We start from the raw sequence: 15987 nt of genomic DNA, 5'->3' as shown, positions 1-15987 counted from the left end.
GTTGTTGGTGTTGGCGGGTTGCCTTTGGTGTTGGGGAGATGGGTGTGGGGTGTGGGGGTGTGGGGGTGTGGGCGGTTGGGGGGGCCGATCGATCTTGATTTTCTACTACTAGGGCGGGTTTGGGATCGATCCAGTAGCGGTGGCGATCGAAGGGGTAGGTGGGTAGGGGTGTGCGGTGGCGGTATTCATCGCGGTAGAAGGTGTTCCAGTCGATTTCTACTCCGGCGCGCCATAATTGCCCGATCGCGTGGATGATGCTCGTCCATTCGGCATTGTCGTCGGCACTACTACCGAGGGAGGGGATGGCTACTTGGCAGTGGCGATCTGTTATCTGCTGTCGCGCGAGGGTGGCGGCGGTAGTACGCGGGCCGACTTCTAGTAAGACGCGTTCTGGGACTTGCCACAGGGTTTGGATGCCTTCGGCAAATCGCACGGTGGCGCGCAGATGATTAGTCCAATATAAGTAGTCGGTGGCTTGCACGTCGGTAATCCAGGTACCAGTGACGGTAGATACAAATGGGATTTGGGGTGGCGATAGCTCGATCGTTTGGGCTAGTTCGGCGAAGGCTGGCAAGATTGGTTCCATCATTGGGGAATGGAACGCATGGGAGGTATGGAGCGGTTTGCAGCCGATTTCTTTGGCTTCGAGCTGGTGTTGGAGTGCGGCGATGAGTTCGGTGGAGCCGGATACTACACAGAGGGAGGGGCCATTAATTGCGGCGATAGAAAGTTCTGCACTTAGGTAGTCGGCAACTTCAGCCGCTGGTAATAATACCGAGAGCATCGATCCGGCTGGTAAGTCGCCCATCATTCGTCCGCGAGTGGCGATTAATTTCAAGCCATCGGCAAGGGAAAATACGCCCGCCAGACAAGCGGCGACAAATTCGCCGATACTATGTCCGATCGCGGCTGCGGGTTTAATGCCCCAACTTTGCCATAATTGAGCGAGGGCATATTCGACGGTGAAAATTGCGGGTTGGGTAAATTGGGTTTGGCGTAGCTCGGTCGTCGCTGCTTCCCGATCGGTATCGCTAGGATATAAAATAGTTCGCAGATCGCGCCCTAATAATGGCATCAAGATTTCCGCACAGCGATCGACAGCATCTCTAAATACTGGCTCTGTCTGGTAGAGATTTTCGCCCATATTCTCTTACTGCGTACCCTGTCCGGGGTTCTTGTACTCTACATCGGGGTGCGGGTGTTCGGTATGGCGGGTGGCGGTGCTTCTAACATCCTGTGTCTCTAAAATTGCGACGGCTTCAGCCGCATCGCGACAAACGATCGTCCGGCGATGATTGAAGCTAGTGCGTCCTTGTTGTAAGGTAAAGGCGATATCTGCTAAGTTTTCGGTGGTTTGGGCGAGGTAGGCTTGCAGATTGGCTGTTGCTTTATCTAAAGCTGCGGCGGTTTTGGCCGAAAGTACCAGCAATTGACACGGACGCGATTTGCTCGAAGCTGGGACTGTGGGGGCTTGTTCGAGGATGATATGGGCGTTGGTACCGCCCACACCAAAGGAACTCACGCCCGCTCTGAGTGGTGTTGCGCCTGCTTGCCAGGGTGTTAATTGCGTATTGACGAAAAAGGGACTACTGGCAAAATCGATCGCGGGGTTGGGCGACTCGAAATTAATGCTGGGTGGAAGCTGCTGGCGATCGAGTGCCAGGGCGGTTTTAATGACTCCCGCGACTCCAGCGGCGGCGACGACGTGACCGATATTACCTTTGAGCGATCCGATCGCGCAAAATTGCTCGGCATCTACTGGCTGTTGGAAGGCGAGGGTGAGGGCTTCGATTTCGATCGGATCGCCCATTGCGGTCGCCGTACCGTGAGTTTCGACATAAGAGATCGTTTTGGGGTCGCAGCCACAATCGGCATGTGCCATCGCGATCGCTGCGGCCTGTCCGTTGACGCTCGGTGCGGTGAAGCTAACCTTATCGGCCCCGTCGTTATTTAGCCCTACGCCTTTAATGACGGCATAAATCCGATCGCCATCGGCGAGGGCATCCTCGACGCGTTTTAATACTACAATTCCTGCGCCGCTATTAAATAACGTGCCGCCAGCATGGGCATCAAACGGGCGACAGCGACCGTCTGGGGAGAGCATTCCCCCCTCCTGATACAGATAGCCGCGATTTTGGGGCGTAGTAATCGAAATTCCGCCAGCCAGAGCCATGTCGCAATGACGATCGCTCAAGCTCCGTACCGCTTGAATGATGGCGACTAATGAAGTCGAGCAAGCGGTATTAATGCTCAAACTCGGCCCGGTTAATCCCAGTTTATAAGAGGTGCGGGTGGTTAAAAAATCTTTTTCATTAGCTAGCATCGTCTGAAACTCGCCCAACCGATCGACTATTTCCGATCGGGTGCAGATATGTTTCTCGAAGTAGGTATTCTGCCCTGAGCCTGCATACAACCCGATTTGACCTGGGTAGCGATCGGGGGTATAACCGACAGTTTCGAGGGCTTGATGCGCCAATTCGAGGAAGATCCGCGCTTGTGGATCCATGACTTCGGCTTCTCTGGGGCTGATGCCAAAGAAGGCGGCATCGAACATGTCTGCATCGGCTAAAATCCCCCTGGCGCGGACGTAATGAGGATCGGCTCGCAGTTCGGGATCGATACTCGGATCGATTTGGGCATCGGTAAACCAGCTATTAGTATCGATGCCCTCGCAGAGGTTGTCCCAAAATTCGGCAACATCATTAGCACCTGGAAACCGCCCCACCATGCCGATAATTGCGACATCCGTGCTGGTAGAATGAGCTGCATCCGCTCGATCGCGGACAGATTTCGGTAAGTTCTGAGTGTCGGCGCGATCCAGAAATCTTGCCAACGTCCGAATCGTCGGATATTGATAGAGTTTCACCGCCCGAAAATCGGTATTTAATTGTTTCTGTACCCGCGTTACCATTTGCAATCCCAACAGGGACGTACCGCCGAGATCGAAGAAGTTTGCTTCGATACCGACTCGCTCTAAACTCAAGACATCGCCCCAGATTTCAGCAATAGTCCGCTCGGTAGCAGTACTCGGCGCGACAAAATTGGGATCGATCGCCATCTGAAGATCGGGCAATGCGCGCCGATCGGCTTTACCATTAGCAGTGAGCGGCATTTTAGCCAATACGACGATCGCATTGGGTACCATATACTCTGGTAAAGTAGCTCGTAAGGCGGCTTTGAGTTCGTGCGGTTGTGGTGACTGATTGGCTGCTGCGGTTATATATGCCACCAAGCGAGCATCGCGCACGATAACGATCGCTTCCCGTACTGTCTCATGCTGGCTCAATTTGGTTTCAATTTCGCCTAGTTCGATCCGATAGCCGCGAATCTTCACTTGGTCGTCGCTTCTACCCATAAACTCGATATTGCCATCCGCTAGATACCTTACCAAATCTCCGGTTTTATACAACTGTGCATTTGGATCTTCACTAAATGGATGCGCGACAAACCGCTCGGCGGTAAGTTCGGGACGATCGATATAACCCCGCGCCAAGCCGTCGCCACCGATATACAATTCGCCGGGGATGCCGATCGGGACGGGTTGCAAAGCGGCATCGAGGATGTAAACTTGAGTATTGGCGATCGGTCTGCCGATCGAAATTGAAGTCGCCTGCGGATCGATCGGATTTGGAATGCGATAACAGCAGGTAAAAGTAGTACTTTCTGTCGGCCCGTAACCATTAATAAGCTGGGTATCGACTAACTGCGATTGTGCTTGACGAATGTGTGTCGGCGAGAGTGCTTCGCCCCCAGTCAATATTTCGCTTACGCCTTTGAGCGTTTCGGGAGCTTCCGCGACGATCGTATTAAATAACGCCGCTGTCAACCAGAGTGTGGTAATTTTATAATTAGAAATTATCGTCCCCAGACTACGGACATCAGGAATCCCATTCCCAGGGAATAAGATACACCGTCCGCCGTGGAGTAATGCACCCCAAATTTCTAAAGTAGCCGCATCGAAGGAAGTGGGAGCTAATTGTAATAACGTTCGATCGCGATCGAGTGGTGTAAACTGCGAACCTAATACCAACCGCAATACCGCACGGTGAGGAATTGCCACCCCTTTAGGTCTGCCCGTCGAGCCAGAAGTAAAATTAATATAAGCCAAATTCTCAGCATTCGTCGAGTCAACTAAGCTGACAATCGTTGGCGTTCGCAAAGCGTTTGCCTTCGCAAAAGCCTCTCTGAAAGAGAATCGCGGCTGTGGCATCTCTACATCCAGACAGACTACCCTACTACCAGCATGAGACGGCAATCGATCGACTAAATGCGATTGAGTCAATAATACTGGCGATGGAATATCTGCCAACATCAACGCTAGTCGCTCTGATGGATAAGCCGGATCGAGCGGTACGTAAACCCCACCAGCTTTGAGAATACCCAAAATTGCCACGATCGACTCGATCGATCTTTCCAAACACATCGCCACGGGTGTCTCAGTTTCTACACCCATTTCCTGCAAAGCAATTGCGAGATTATTGCTACGATCGTTTAATTGACGATAAGTCAGACTCAGATCTGGCGTACCATCTAAAGCTGGTAAAATAACCGCGATCTCATCGGGAGTGCGCGCTACCTGCTCCGTAAATACCTGGTGAATCGTTTTGTCGTGAGGATAATCAACCTGAGTATCGTTCCACTCAACTAGCAGTTGGTGGCGCTCTGCCGCAGTCAGCATCGGTACTTCCGCTAAAGTTTGGTGCAAATTGGCAACCATCCCCTCAATTAGCGTTTGTAAGTGCCCCAACAGGCGATCGATCGCCGCTAGTTCAAATCTTTGGCTGTCGTAGGCTAGCTTCAACTCCAACCGTTCGCCAGTTACAACTTTCAGCACCAGCGGATAGTTAATTGGCTCTAAATTTTCGTCGTTCGATCGTGTAAATAATAATACACTCGTCAATAAATCGCTCGCTCGTACCTGCATCCCCTCGCAGATCTGCGCCAGCGTCGGCAGATCCCCATCTATTGGCTGCGACTCTAATTCCTGCAACCACGGCAATAATGTGCGATCGTCCTCAATCCTAACTCTAATCGGTAAAATCTCCTCAGATCTACCGAGCGACGAATAGATGTTAGTACCAAATAATACATCTTCCGTACAGCTATAACGAGCGAGTAATAATGCCCACGCACCCAGGACGATCGTGTCGATTTTTACATTGGCTTCACTATCGATAAAAGTTGACAATCGATCGATCGATCCCGACAATTCCAATTGTCGTTCGGCATCACACAACGGCTGTTTTAAACTATCTTTAATGGCGATCGGTAGTTGAGTTGGTACCGCACCACGTAATCGGTCTAGCCAAATTTCCATAGATTACATCCAAGTATTTGTAAAGATATTTTTAAATTAAATTACAATAATTCCACCGATCGCAGTTGAGGATAATAATGACAAAACAGTGCTTTTTCTGCTTAAAATTTGGATTATTTTTGAATTTAAATTCAACTAAAAATTGTTAAATTATTCGAGCAAAACTATGGGCTATCGATAATATTAAATCCTACTTTTTAGGACGCAAAAAAATATTTAGGCAAGCTCAAAATTAATCTATCGTCCCAAGTCGAAATAAGTTTCAATTATTACGGATTCTGATGCTTCTACAGTAACAGGTTGCCTCTTAAAATGACAATGGGTAAGAATACGTAGATTTTCTATACAGTTTACAAATAAGGCTGGTAGCAGTTTTCGTGCAAATATTAACTCATTAATGCCATCGACTCGTTCGGTTTTAAAAAAACAAATCGGCAAAACGATCGGTGACATTCTTTTCAATCTTCAGCGATGATAGATGCAGATGTTTTGTCAATCGATCTTCGCTCGAAGATCGCTAATACTTTGTGACGCAGATCGCTGAAAAATTCTTAGCTATCTGGTGCGATAGTTTGCGGACTTCGACTTTACTCGGCACAAGTAGCCTTTGAGGCAAGATAATCGCAATATTAAAAGTCAGATCGGCAAGAATTACCCCGCACGACGAATTGGAGGTAGCCTTTATGACCTCACCTCTAAAACGACAATTCGCCGATCTCTGGCTGTCCCTCTACCCCGATAAGCTGTCAAACATCTAGATCGCACATTCAATTTGGGGCTGGATTTTGAAGTTTTAGGATTTAGGGTTTGATGCTGATGCCGAAAAATAAGAATCGACTCGATCGCTATTTACTGTAGATAGACAGCAAAAATCGGCTCTTAGGACATGATTTGTTTCCTAAAAGCCTTACCAGCAATATGTTTTCAACCCAATGGAGACAAGGAGGCTCGAACTCCTGACCCTTACAATGCCATTGTAGAATCGTTAGGGTTAGATAGCTTACGGGCTAAGGCTTCTAGCTTTAGGTGAAAATCTGGGGGGTCTATTGGGGGGTCTAAACCCCATTTTCATCCCTTTTTACTACTGTTTCACCACTGTCTGTACTATGGGATTATTCATTGTTTTGTCCCATTCCTGTCAGTCGCCGCAAGATGAGATCGAGTTTCCCGTTCAACTCAGTACCGAGATTGTCGATCTTGGTATCCTGAGCATCAAACCGCTGATTCATTTCTACCTTCAATTCGTCGATTTCTTCATAGACCCGATCGAAAGCATCATTAAGTTCTCTCCCGGTGACTTGAGTATCTTCAAGTCTGCTAATTCTGCGATCGAACGATCTGAGTGTTCGATCTAGTCCCCTGTCGTCTGGTTCTCTGGCTGATGTCATGTTAACCTCATATTAGTTATCTGTTTGATTCGATCGCGCTGCTTGTAACAGTCCTTCGATCGAAATAGCCCTCGCCTTCATTGGTGGGGGCTATTTCGATTATAGGGGATAGTGACTCAAGCCAAATGAACTAGCAATCGGTATGCATCATTCCGATCGTGTCCCAGGGTGTGTTCATTTTGATGTGAACTTCAGCTACTTTTTCCAAGAATCTTCTACGCTCTTCTGAGACTGGTGGTTTTGCACTAGGGTGTGAAGATGCCATTCTGCCACCAATGTCCCCATCCCCCGAAATTAATCCCTTTAGAACAGCTATCTCCACATCTTCAAGGGTGAATACTTCCCCCTTGAAAAGCTTTACAAGCTCGTTGTATGACTTCATGCTAATTAGACCTCTGTTCGATAGAACTTCTGTTTTTTCCCATCCCATCCATAGGATTGTCCCAGCGATGCGGCAAAGGCGATTAAGTCTTCCGCACCCTCTTTTCGGGGATTGGTTGTCTTAACTCCATCTGGAATCTCGTAACTCAACTGTTTGGCAAGTTGAGCGAAGGATATATATTCTCCTTCTTTCAGTAGCGTGGTCTTGGCGGGGGTGGTTTCGATGGTAGCGATCGACTCAGTAGTTACAGAGCGATCGCTAATGGCTCTTTTGATCTCATCCCTCACCGCCGCAAGCTGGGAACGGGCATAGGTTTCTAACTCACTGACTGATTCCTTAATCGGCTCTAGAGCTGTCTCTATAGATACTCTAGCTAGCTCCTCGATAGCACTGGAATCTATAGAGGGTATGTTCAGATTTAATATAGAGGATTTAATCATGCTCTCTACATCTTCTCTAGTTAATCCTGTAGAGAACACCTCTACATATCCTCTAGCCTTTTCTATAGATGGGGAATCTCCCATCACATCCAGTTCACCGGATAACACTCGATCGAGCAGCCGATTAACTACCCATCCCATCGAGACTTCCTTACTCAGTGCATAGTCTCTAAACTGTTGGAGCTTATCCCCTTCAACCAATACCGTCAGCATGGGTTTAGTATTTTTCCCCATCTTGAAGCCTCTTATATAGTACCTCTATATATTAATCTGTATCTAGAGATTTGACTAGAGAGTCTATATATTATTAGCTTATCAGTCACGAACTAGCCTATAGAGGATTGCTATATAAGAAGCATTGGCATATAGATTCTATAGAGATTGATATATAGGTATGAGAAAGCGACCGACTCACCCGCAAAAGTTAATCGATCGCCTCTCAATCCAAAACCAAACTAGATAAAGGACTACTCAGATGTTAACTCAGAATCATCCATCGATCGCCCCCGCTATCCGTACCGAAACCACCCACATGGGCACCCAAGTATTTCTAGGTTCTCAACTACTTGGCACGATCGAGACTTATCCAGTCTGGGGTCTAGATGCTGGTTACGACTCTGCTATCGCCCAAGGTTTGACCGCAAAGGATGAATGCTACGTCGCTAACAACTTCCCCTACCGCTACCTCCAATCGGCTATCGGTGCCATCACAGGGGCATACCTGACCCAAGCAGCTACCGATACGCTCACAGACTACATCTAGTCCCCTCAATCCCCCGATTTAATATCGGGGGTTCACCTTCACCCTTCACCCAATATTTAATCAAAATGAACGCTACAGAACTCGCCAAATTGACAATCAAAGAACTCAAAGCGATCGCGCAAGCCAAAGGTATCGAAGTTATTGGGGATAAGCGTTCCAAAGCGACTTGGGTATTAGCAATCGAGACATTCCTGACCGAGCAGCCGACAATCGAAACCATCGAGACATTCCTGACCGAGCAGCCGACAATCGAAACCATCGAATCACCGTTTGAATTGGCGAACGAATCCGACTCGATCGATTCTCTACACCCCACCCTAGAACCTAACTCCCAAGTCTCAGAACAGACAGCACCCATACCCACGCGGGGGGCTTCTGCGAGAACGCTCCAAAAAGAGCGTTCTCGTAATAGCACCCATACCCACGCGGGGGCTTCTACCGTTGCTCTCGTAGCTGTTTTAGCCTTCAGTGTGGCATTTCTAGTCATCAAGACGGGTTTGACATCGATCTTGTGGGTTATCGCCGCTCTATCACCCCTAGCGTTGGGGCTGTGGCGATATCTAGTCCCCGACCCAAAGCACCAGGACTGGATCGACTATTTCCCGCTACCAATCGGATAATAGAAATGTTCCGCACCCATTCCTGTACTCATGCCTAAGATTACAAATGCCGATCGCTTCCCAGATGCGATCTTCCTACCAGTTGCTCAGTGGAAGGTTATTGGGACATTAAACGGGGTCGCTTTATTCAAAATCGGCACTGATGGCGATGAGATCTTGGTATCCCAAATCGGGGTAGCGATGGGCGGTAGTATCGATCGAATTGAGGAGTGTAAGGCGTTGGAATTATTCTCATTGGCTACCCATTGCCCGTACAGCCTAGAGATCTACCCCTAACGAGAACCTATAGAGAAAGAAATCTGGAGTTTCAAGGGCAGGTTCTCGATCGTCAACACCCCTCCATCAAGCCCTAATTAATTAGTTTTGTCCTGATACTTATCACGACAGGTTGTATATATAGTCAGTAGTCACACCCCGAAACTGCCATGTATACCGTCGTCTCACTCAAAGCCGAACATAAAACCCTTGCCGCCGCAAAAGCATTCCACAAGCTTAAAGCAAGTAGCTGGGCTGCACTAGTCGAAAAACTCAGTCCACCTGTTACCGAACCCACAATCAAAGAATTACAGGCGCAAATTACCAAATTAAAACAACAGTTAGCTGACTACAATACGGGTTATCAGTCTGACTACTTTAAATCTGCCGAAGCGGAGTTAATTTATTCGATCGTCAAACTGGATGGCGAAGAAAGAACAAGGGCATTGCACATCACTGGCAGTCACTATCGAGACGCAAAGAAAGCCAAGAGCTGGCGTAACGAGATCGCCGCTAGAATCCATCCCGACAAATGTACTCATCGTGATGCACAGACAGCGATTTCCGAAGTCACTGAAATGTACAAATTGATGGTCGCTTAGTCATGACAAATCCTGCGCCATCTTGTGATATCGTCATCACCAAATTTCTAGCTACCGAGCTTAAAGTTGATTTTTCAGAGCCACCTATTGAATTCAATCGCTCAACCGCTGTATCCATTTATAATGCTTGGATGCAAACCGCGATGGTCGATAATTACGGCATGGTCTGGATATTGCCAAGTCGTTTAGGCGAAATTCTACGCACATCAAAAAGCGGTGCCTATGCAATCGTCCAAAACACTAGGCGAGAGCATCGTAGATCGAGCGCGGAGGGAACCTACTTGAGATACAGCGAAGTCAGTAGAATCCTGAGCGACATTATCCAGTCAGCCGGAACGCTCAAGCGAGAGCGATATGCTGGCTATTCAGAATCGATCGGCAGAGCGATCAGAGATTCAGATAAAGCCGTCCTACAACGTGCTTTATCCTACGCTGCAACAAAGGAGACTAAGCGACAACTAAAGTCAAAGCGGTTAAGAACGCTTTCCCCTCGAATTGATGAACTAACAAACGAGCCGCTGGCTAAGACGTGCGAGTTTTCTCATATCCGAAGCTGTGCGGTCTATCCAAGCCTGTCCACAAACGTGTGGAATGGGTTAATTGTTAACAAGACAACTCACAACCTGATTACCGATCGTCAAATTTATGATGAGAATCGACTACTTCAGCTCTGTTACGAACAAAACTGGAATACAAAATGGTATCGAGCATTCAAAGCCGATTTATCTCAGTTAAATTAACCAAAAAGACGATCGATCCAATCTGGATCGATCGTCTTTTTGGTGGGCATCCCGTCCAATCCAATGGGGTACCTATCACCCGTGCATTCGAGAACCTGTCGAGAAAGTCCAGATTTCTCGACAGGTTCTCTAGAATCAACCGAGATTTTTTGCCATCCGATCGATGCTTTTAAACCCTTTCGCCATATCGGAGGCACTACTCCCGTCCTTCAGTTGGGCTACTCTACAGATCATCAGTTGCGTTGGAGTGAGCTTCTCCCCATAGAGCCGTTCGTAACCTCTCTGTATCTCCGCGTCCTCAAATCTATCTCTAAACTTAGCCCCATATATAGACAATTGAGTCTTTGAGATTGTGCAACCGATCGACGCTAACCACTGTTGATGCTCACCGTAATCTGCGAAACCAGACTCTACCAACCTGCGATCGAGTTCCCTTTGATGTTCTGGTGAGAGTGAATAATAAAAACTTCTTTTCACAGTGTTAACCCTATTCATCCCTATTGAAGGTGTTTTTTCAGATTTTATCAGACTTGCCCTATCTAACCCTATCTAAAGGGAATCGAACGGTTCTAAAACGGCTGTAGAGTAAGTCTGAGTTGAGCTACAGCCGATTCGTTTAATTTCGACCAAAAGCGAGACCAAGCAATTCTATAGATGATTTTTACCTATATCGAATTGTCTCAAGCCGTATTGCAGTAAACACAGACTATCGGCGATACCATCGTGTGGGGTTCTACACCTTGGCATCACCAGCGGTACATCTGGGAAAGCCCTCCGACAATATGCGATCGCCGCGTCCTTGTCTTTGGGTGTCCCAGCTAAAACCAACTTCTTCCATGCTTGGGGTGTGACTAACTCAAACGCTATACCCAAGCCAGCTAGAAGCCCTTGCAATTGCCCATATCCGCACCCAAAGGTGAAAGTACTCGCTACACCCTGACCTGGCATCGAACCGACCTTTTCAATTACTGCGATCGAGGGTGAGTGCGATCGGATGAGGGTAGCGATCGAGGGTAAATCTAGAACCTTCCCCGCCAAGGGCATCGGGTGAGCGGTGGTGATGCCCTGGTGGTGAATGGCGATACCACCCTTTTGTCCTGGATCGAATGCGATTATATTCATAAATTCATCTCCTTCACTCTGTAGTCATCTTTTCCCAACCATTTCAACCATCGATCGCACTCCCCACACCTAAGACCCGCCGCGTGATGGTTTCCGCTTGGCAATACAACTGGACTCACATAGGGATGTTCGGGGCATACTGGATCGTCTTTGGTCTGCTGGTATTGCTGCCACTTATCCGCTTGGTGCTTGTACCAATTTGGGTGATATTCCAGAACCACCCCTAGATATTGCCAAATCTCTATCGGTGGGGGTTCTGGGGATTTCAGCACCTCATAGACGATCCAATATTTCTTGTAGCCCTTCTGAATTTGTTGATGGACTAACTTATCGATCGCCTGGTGCCAAGCCGCGATCGGATCGACTGGTGGGGATGCTTTGGCTTTGCGCTTAGATTTCTTCTTCTCAGACTTTGGCGGTTTCTGGTGGGATTTGGGGGGTTTTTGGTAATAATTGGTCTGATGACGGCTCGATCGCTCGACTTCCCATTTAGCTTGGGAATAGGCATCATTCACCGCGATCATTGCCTCATGAGTACCACCTAGATCGGGGTGATGTTTGGCGGCGGCTTTTCGGTAAGCAATTTTTAGATCTGCCATTGAGACAGGTGGGATAACCCCTAGCACTTGGTAGCAAGTTGCCATTATTGCGCCACCTCCGACTCATCCACTAGTTGAAGATCCGCGAACTCGATCCAACTTGTCACCCGTCCGTTTGGCTTGAGACAAGCACATTTATCTGAATCGCACACCTCACCCATTTCCCAGATTTCTAGCGTCCCCGCATACTGAGTCTTGAGGTTGAAATCTGAGCCGATGTATTCCACTCGATCGCCTAATTTGAAAGCCTTGGGGCGCGGCGGGATGACCTTCACCACCTTAGAAAAATGGATTGTACGAGTCCCTTTGGGAGTTTCCACCGTCAGGGTATCGCCTTTAACTGCCAGCACTTTGCATCCAATACCAGCCGCCCCGTAAACAACAGATCCGATTAGCAATTTAGAATTCATCGTCTGTTGCCTCCGGTATCTCGATCGAATTAATAACTTTGTTAGGCTGCTTAGAAGATAGTGAGTTTTTATCTGCCACACCCGCCACATCCGCCACTATTGGATTCAAAGTATTGCTGTGTATAGGCTCTGCGAGTGGCGGATTAGTGGCGGATACATGGTTTGTGGCGGATAAGTATCCACCACTATCGACCGATTCCTCAGTGCTCTCAGGTTTGTGGCGGATACTTTCAGGTGAGTGGCGGGTGAGTGGCGGATGGTTCTCTGTGTATCCGCCACCTCTAAAACCATTTTCAGGCATAGGTTCTGGTGAATTAGTGGCGGATGTGGCGGGTGTGGCGGATACTTTTAGGACTTTCTCTATGACAATAGAGCGAGTCTCTTTGTTATTTGAGCGAATTCCTTCTCTCACTTCTAGCCCTAAAGCTTTCAAATCTGGAGTTAATCGCTTTAGTTGGCGACTGAGCATATTAGAAGCTTTCGGGAAATATCGCGATCGATAAGTTGCTTCATCAGTATGGCTCTCAAGGTCTTTGAGCAATTGCGATATGGTACCTTTCCAAATTAATGGGGTAGCTTCCATCAACCGCACTATTGCTTCACCAACAGGTGATGACTCGATCACAATTTGTCTGGACTGTTCGCGGCTCTCCTCAAAGGTTGCCATAAACTCACCCTCTTTCAGTCCTAGTGCTTTCTCAGAAGCGATCGCGAATAGGGCATAATCCGCCATCCGAGGAAGTGTTTCGGGAGTGGGTCGGGGTTGGGCTAATGTTTGACTGAGGGCGGTCAACAATGCCCCCAAAATTCTCGGTCTGGCTGCTTCGACCTTGGCATTTAGTTCACCTTGGGGTAGTCGCTTCTCTGCTGGTATTTCTGGCAGTTGAGCCATTAACACCCGATCGGCTAAATCATCGCGAGTTACCAGGGCATCGATCGCGGTGATAATTTGAGGGCGGGTTAACTCGAAGGTGGTTTCTTCATCGGTGGTGTGCAGAGTGCGAGTACTGAAACCAAAACCCGTCGCAATTCGGCATAGGTCATCGGACTGGTCGGGGCTAATATGACTCACGTTGTCATAAACCATCAGATGACGGCGGGTAGCGGCTACAGCTAACTTATGGGTGTCACCCTGGAGCTTGATTAGAGCCGCTTTACCAGGATCGATTAGCCCTTTGATGATTTCTGCTGCTGCTGTCTTTCCGCTCCCCCTGTGGGCTGATAGAACCAGTACAGGGTAAGTTTTATCGGGACAGAAACAGAACAGTAGGAATGTGACAATTAGCGTCCATGATGAACCGTCCACATTGAGCAAATCCTTTAATTCATCCAGATTCCCACCAGTGACCGGAATGGGTAAGGGTAGTAGCGAATCGGGTCGCCAAAACCGCACGGGGGGTTCTAGGATTACTCGCCAGCCACTAACATCGACTTCGATCGCTTTCCAATCGGGTGTACCCAAGTCGAGATAGATTTTCCCCTGATATTCGGCTGTTCGTAGATGTACCTCGCGGGTTTCACCTCGGAATATGGCGATCGCTTCCAATGTTGAGAGCGTATCTTGAAGTGTCTGTGACCCGATTCCTTTCTCAGTGCTGTCAAGATATTCACCCGATAGCCATAGTCTGAAAGCTTTTGAGCGAACAGCGTAGGTGTGACGGTTCCCATCGATCGTTACATCAGCGTAGGCTACCTTGTCGGAGGTATGAAAATAGGTAGCTGCTTGGGCAATTTCCAATAGTCGATCGCCGCCTGTCTTTCGATCTTCTTTTACGGAGGCTGGTATATCATCTGAGGTTTTGCGTTTACCGTCAGTCGATCGATCGGTGCTAATTACCTCTTTCAAATACCCTCTCGCGCAATTCTTCAGAATCTCCTCATCGCAGATCGAAGGTGTCCCATCACGGTGTTGGGCACTGTTCCAGATTCGATCCTCATCCCGATCGAGTAAAGGTGGATTACAGCCGCTACAGTATTCCGCAAATAGTTCCCGTGCATTCTGTTCGATCGTTAGGGTGTAATTTTTGCCCTTGTAGTCACACTCGATCGAACCCAGTTGTTGGACTCCGATTAAGTCACAGGCTAGTTCTATCCCTGTATTGTCTCGATTACCGCTCGATACGCCACTCAATGATTCGCGGTGAGCTTTGGAGAGTAACCGCTCGATAGGAATGGTTGCAGGGGAATTATCGCAGCTTGGAGCGCGTTCGGTGTTAATGACTTTCTCTGCTGGTGCCTTGGGTGGTTCGATTAGGTTAAGCCAGAACTCCAGTAATTTGGTGGGCAGTTGTGCTATTTCCACATCAGCGGGTGACTTACCATCGATCCATCGGTAGCCGTCTGTTTCGGGATGAGCTGATGGGGGTAGTACCGATTGATTCCCGTTCCACCGAAAATCTAGATCCTCTGTGGTATCTCCACTGGCGATCGTCCGTTTCTTTAACTTGAGCGCGTCCCAGTATTGCATGGGCACCTGGAATAACATTTGAGAGCGATCGGGTTTACCGCTGGTGAATTCAACGGTGACGGGTATCTCTTCATCACCCATAATCTCGGTTAACAAAGCTTTGGGCGCGGTGCCATCGATATCGAGTGCCATTACTCCATTACTAGGGGTTCCGAGTCTCAGTCCGAATCCTGTCGCCTTTCCACTGGCGATCGCTTGTTCGATATCAGTTCTGGCGATGTATGTTGTTTGCCACTTGGCGGTGTATGGCTTTTTCCCGCGTACTGGTGTGAGTTGAAAATATTCGGGAAGATTAAGAATGCTGTGTGACATTATGAATGCTGGTAGTTGGTTTACAACAGCATCCAGAGAAGGTTAGAATCGAACTCATATGAAAAATTTATTCGACTCAGCCCCGCCCTCGGATGCTGGAAACACACTTAGAGATTGAGTCCTCTAGGTGTGTTGTTTTATGCCACTTGGGGCAGTGTGGACATATATTCTTCAACGAGAGCAGTCGTAATGGAGGACTCCAAGCCGTGAGTAAGGCATGAATTCAGCAAGCACCAATTCCACTGAATTAACCCACCCTTTTCGAGTTGATTCCAAAATATGCCCTTCGGTAACTTTGCTCGGAGTTGGGCGGATTGCCATGCGGTCAATTCATACTTTTCCCGCTTGATCGATCGCTCGGTCATGAACTTAAATTTGTCGGGAGTTTGTAGCTTCTTAGTCATGAGTGATAATGAGGGTGAATTTTATTCGTTGGTTCGGTCTTCTGGTTAAGTCGATCGAACTTTTTTGTTGGTGGTTGGCTAGAACGGTTTTGCTGGGTAAGGCTTGTTGGTTCTTAAAAAAATAATATCCCACCCAATCGGGTTTGCATCGAAAAACCTTTTTCCT

At 48.2% G+C, this 15987-nt stretch carries 16 protein-coding genes; 5 read left to right on the top strand and 11 right to left on the bottom strand.

From position 1 onward, the window contains the following. The 5 genes from RMO79_RS08080 to RMO79_RS08060 form a co-directional block, all read right to left on the bottom strand. The coding region (locus tag RMO79_RS08080) for an acyltransferase domain-containing protein (protein WP_310482604.1) at positions 1 to 1144 on the bottom strand (1144 nt) is incomplete at its 3' end. Between the two features lie 6 nt (positions 1145 to 1150). Beyond that, positions 1151 to 5317: an amino acid adenylation domain-containing protein gene (locus RMO79_RS08075; RefSeq protein WP_310482603.1), complete on the bottom strand. Its 4167-nt coding sequence runs from the start codon at positions 5315 to 5317 to the stop codon at positions 1151 to 1153. 1112 nt (positions 5318 to 6429) lie between these two features. Beyond that, positions 6430 to 6705 (bottom strand): hypothetical protein, encoded by a 276-nt coding sequence (locus RMO79_RS08070; protein ID WP_310482602.1) that lies wholly within the window; start codon positions 6703 to 6705, stop codon positions 6430 to 6432. Between the two features lie 130 nt (positions 6706 to 6835). Next, positions 6836 to 7087, bottom strand: a complete 252-nt coding sequence (locus tag RMO79_RS08065; protein ID WP_310482601.1) for a hypothetical protein — start codon at positions 7085 to 7087, stop codon at positions 6836 to 6838. 5 nt (positions 7088 to 7092) lie between these two features. After that, the gene (locus tag RMO79_RS08060; RefSeq protein WP_310482600.1) at positions 7093 to 7761 is read right to left on the bottom strand and encodes a hypothetical protein; all 669 of its coding nucleotides are present in this window, start codon (positions 7759 to 7761) and stop codon (positions 7093 to 7095) included. A gap of 241 nt (positions 7762 to 8002) precedes the next feature. Here RMO79_RS08060 and RMO79_RS08055 point away from each other — a divergent pair, with 241 nt between their 5' ends. The 5 genes from RMO79_RS08055 to RMO79_RS08035 all read left to right on the top strand — a co-directional run bounded on the left by RMO79_RS08055 (position 8003) and on the right by RMO79_RS08035 (position 10507). After that, positions 8003 to 8290, top strand: coding sequence for a hypothetical protein (locus tag RMO79_RS08055; protein ID WP_310482599.1), 288 nt, complete (start codon positions 8003 to 8005; stop codon positions 8288 to 8290). A 65-nt stretch (positions 8291 to 8355) separates the two neighbouring features. After that, positions 8356 to 8910, top strand: coding sequence for a hypothetical protein (locus RMO79_RS08050; protein WP_310482598.1), 555 nt, complete (start codon positions 8356 to 8358; stop codon positions 8908 to 8910). A 30-nt stretch (positions 8911 to 8940) separates the two neighbouring features. Beyond that, positions 8941 to 9186: a hypothetical protein gene (locus tag RMO79_RS08045; RefSeq protein WP_310482597.1), complete on the top strand. Its 246-nt coding sequence runs from the start codon at positions 8941 to 8943 to the stop codon at positions 9184 to 9186. 149 nt (positions 9187 to 9335) lie between these two features. Then, positions 9336 to 9767, top strand: a complete 432-nt coding sequence (locus RMO79_RS08040; protein ID WP_310482596.1) for a hypothetical protein — start codon at positions 9336 to 9338, stop codon at positions 9765 to 9767. Positions 9768 to 9769: 2 nt separating this feature from the next. Beyond that, positions 9770 to 10507 (top strand): hypothetical protein, encoded by a 738-nt coding sequence (locus tag RMO79_RS08035; RefSeq protein WP_310482595.1) that lies wholly within the window; start codon positions 9770 to 9772, stop codon positions 10505 to 10507. A gap of 135 nt (positions 10508 to 10642) precedes the next feature. Here the strand turns inward: RMO79_RS08035 and RMO79_RS24480 are convergent, their stop codons facing one another. The 6 genes from RMO79_RS24480 to RMO79_RS08010 form a co-directional block, all read right to left on the bottom strand. Continuing rightward, complete coding sequence (locus RMO79_RS24480; protein ID WP_396136553.1) at positions 10643 to 11002, bottom strand: phage protein Gp27 family protein; 360 nt, start codon at positions 11000 to 11002, stop codon at positions 10643 to 10645. Positions 11003 to 11155: 153 nt separating this feature from the next. Next, positions 11156 to 11629: a Holliday junction endonuclease gene (locus RMO79_RS08030; protein WP_310482594.1), complete on the bottom strand. Its 474-nt coding sequence runs from the start codon at positions 11627 to 11629 to the stop codon at positions 11156 to 11158. Next, entirely contained in the window at positions 11626 to 12273 is a 648-nt protein-coding gene (locus RMO79_RS08025; RefSeq protein WP_310482593.1) for a J domain-containing protein, read from the bottom strand. The genes RMO79_RS08030 and RMO79_RS08025 overlap by 4 nt, the downstream gene beginning before the upstream one ends. Further along, the gene (locus RMO79_RS08020; RefSeq protein WP_310482592.1) at positions 12273 to 12638 is read right to left on the bottom strand and encodes a hypothetical protein; all 366 of its coding nucleotides are present in this window, start codon (positions 12636 to 12638) and stop codon (positions 12273 to 12275) included. Before RMO79_RS08020 ends, RMO79_RS08025 begins: the two co-directional genes overlap by 1 nt. Then, positions 12628 to 15417 carry a bifunctional DNA primase/polymerase gene (locus RMO79_RS08015; RefSeq protein WP_310482591.1) on the bottom strand — a complete coding sequence of 930 codons (2790 nt, stop codon included), beginning with the start codon at positions 15415 to 15417 and terminating at the stop codon, positions 12628 to 12630. Before RMO79_RS08015 ends, RMO79_RS08020 begins: the two co-directional genes overlap by 11 nt. Positions 15418 to 15554: 137 nt before the next feature. Then, positions 15555 to 15821: a hypothetical protein gene (locus RMO79_RS08010; RefSeq protein WP_310482590.1), complete on the bottom strand. Its 267-nt coding sequence runs from the start codon at positions 15819 to 15821 to the stop codon at positions 15555 to 15557. Positions 15822 to 15987 lie beyond the last annotated feature (166 nt).

Source organism: Chamaesiphon sp. VAR_48_metabat_403, assembly GCF_031422475.1.
Lineage (GTDB): Bacteria > Cyanobacteriota > Cyanobacteriia > Cyanobacteriales > Chamaesiphonaceae > Chamaesiphon.
The sequence above is the reverse complement of the archived record's forward strand: the minus strand, read 5'-3'. Positions and strand labels throughout refer to the sequence as shown.